This window comes from Sporolactobacillus caesalpiniae (assembly GCF_040513385.1).
In the GTDB taxonomy this organism is placed as follows: Bacteria; Bacillota; Bacilli; order Bacillales; family Sporolactobacillaceae; genus Sporolactobacillus.
This window is the reverse complement of record NZ_JBEVCB010000014.1, coordinates 1-1,601: the sequence shown is the minus strand read 5'-3', so window position 1 is coordinate 1,601 and position 1,601 is coordinate 1. Positions and strand designations below refer to the sequence as shown.

Sequence of the window (1,601 nt, the reverse complement as noted above, 5' to 3'; positions counted from 1 at the left end):
AAGCAAGACACTTTTTGGAGAGTTTGATCCTGGCTCAGGACGAACGCTGGCGGCGTGCCTAATACATGCAAGTCGAGCGCATTGAAGGGAGCTTGCTCCCGGATGTGAGCGGCGGATGGGTGAGTAACACGTGGGTAACCTGCCTGTCAGATTGGGATAACTGTGGGAAACCGCAGCTAATACCGAATGATCCCCTGCACCACATGGTGCAGGGTTGAAAGATGGTTTCGGCCATCACTGACAGATGGGCCCGCGGTGCATTAGTTAGTTGGCGGGGTAACGGCCCACCAAGACCGCGATGCATAGCCGACCTGAGAGGGTGATCGGCCACATTGGGACTGAGACACGGCCCAAACTCCTACGGGAGGCAGCAGTAGGGAATCTTCCACAATGGACGAAAGTCTGATGGAGCAACGCCGCGTGAGCGAAGAAGGTTTTCGGATCGTAAAGCTCTGTTGCCGGAGAAGAATGAGTATGAGAGGAAATGCTTGTACTGTGACGGTATCCGGCCAGAAAGCCACGGCTAACTACGTGCCAGCAGCCGCGGTAATACGTAGGTGGCAAGCGTTGTCCGGAATTATTGGGCGTAAAGCGCGCGCAGGCGGCTTCTTAAGTCTGATGTGAAATCTTGCGGCTCAACCGCAAATGGTCATTGGAAACTGGGAAGCTTGAGTGCAGAAGAGGAGAGTAGAATTCCACGTGTAGCGGTGAAATGCGTAGATATGTGGAGGAATACCAGTGGCGAAGGCGGCTCTCTGGTCTGTAACTGACGCTGAGGCGCGAAAGCGTGGGGAGCAAACAGGATTAGATACCCTGGTAGTCCACGCCGTAAACGATGAATGCTAGGTGTTAGGGGGTCCAACCCTTAGTGCTGAAGTTAACACATTAAGCATTCCGCCTGGGGAGTACGACCGCAAGGTTGAAACTCAAAGGAATTGACGGGGGCCCGCACAAGCAGTGGAGCATGTGGTTTAATTCGAAGCAACGCGAAGAACCTTACCAGGTCTTGACATCCTCTGACAAGCCTAGAGATAGGCCGTTCCCCTTCGGGGGACAGAGTGACAGGTGGTGCATGGTTGTCGTCAGCTCGTGTCGTGAGATGTTGGGTTAAGTCCCGCAACGAGCGCAACCCTTGATCTTAGTTGCCAGCATTCAGTTGGGCACTCTAAGGTGACTGCCGGTGACAAACCGGAGGAAGGTGGGGATGACGTCAAATCATCATGCCCCTTATGATCTGGGCTACACACGTGCTACAATGGGTGGTACAAAGGGCAGCGAAACCGCGAGGTCAAGCGAATCCCATAAAGCCACCCCCAGTTCGGATTGCAGGCTGCAACTCGCCTGCATGAAGCCGGAATTGCTAGTAATCGCGGATCAGCATGCCGCGGTGAATCCGTTCCCGGGCCTTGTACACACCGCCCGTCACACCACGAGAGTTTGTAACACCCGAAGTCGGTGCGAGAACCTTTATGGACTCAGCCGCCGAAGGTGGGACAGATGATTGGGGTGAAGTCGTAACAAGGTAGCCGTATCGGAAGGTGCGGCTGGATCACCTCCTTTCTAAGGAAACGATCGATAGCGAAACGCTTGAGCTTTTGTTT

General features: G+C 54.3%; 1 rRNA gene. It reads left to right on the top strand.

Going from position 1 to position 1,601, the window contains the following annotated elements:
* Positions 1-11 precede the first annotated feature (11 nt).
* Positions 12-1,560 (top strand): 16S ribosomal RNA (locus ABWW58_RS17080).
* Positions 1,561-1,601: the final 41 nt, after the last annotated feature.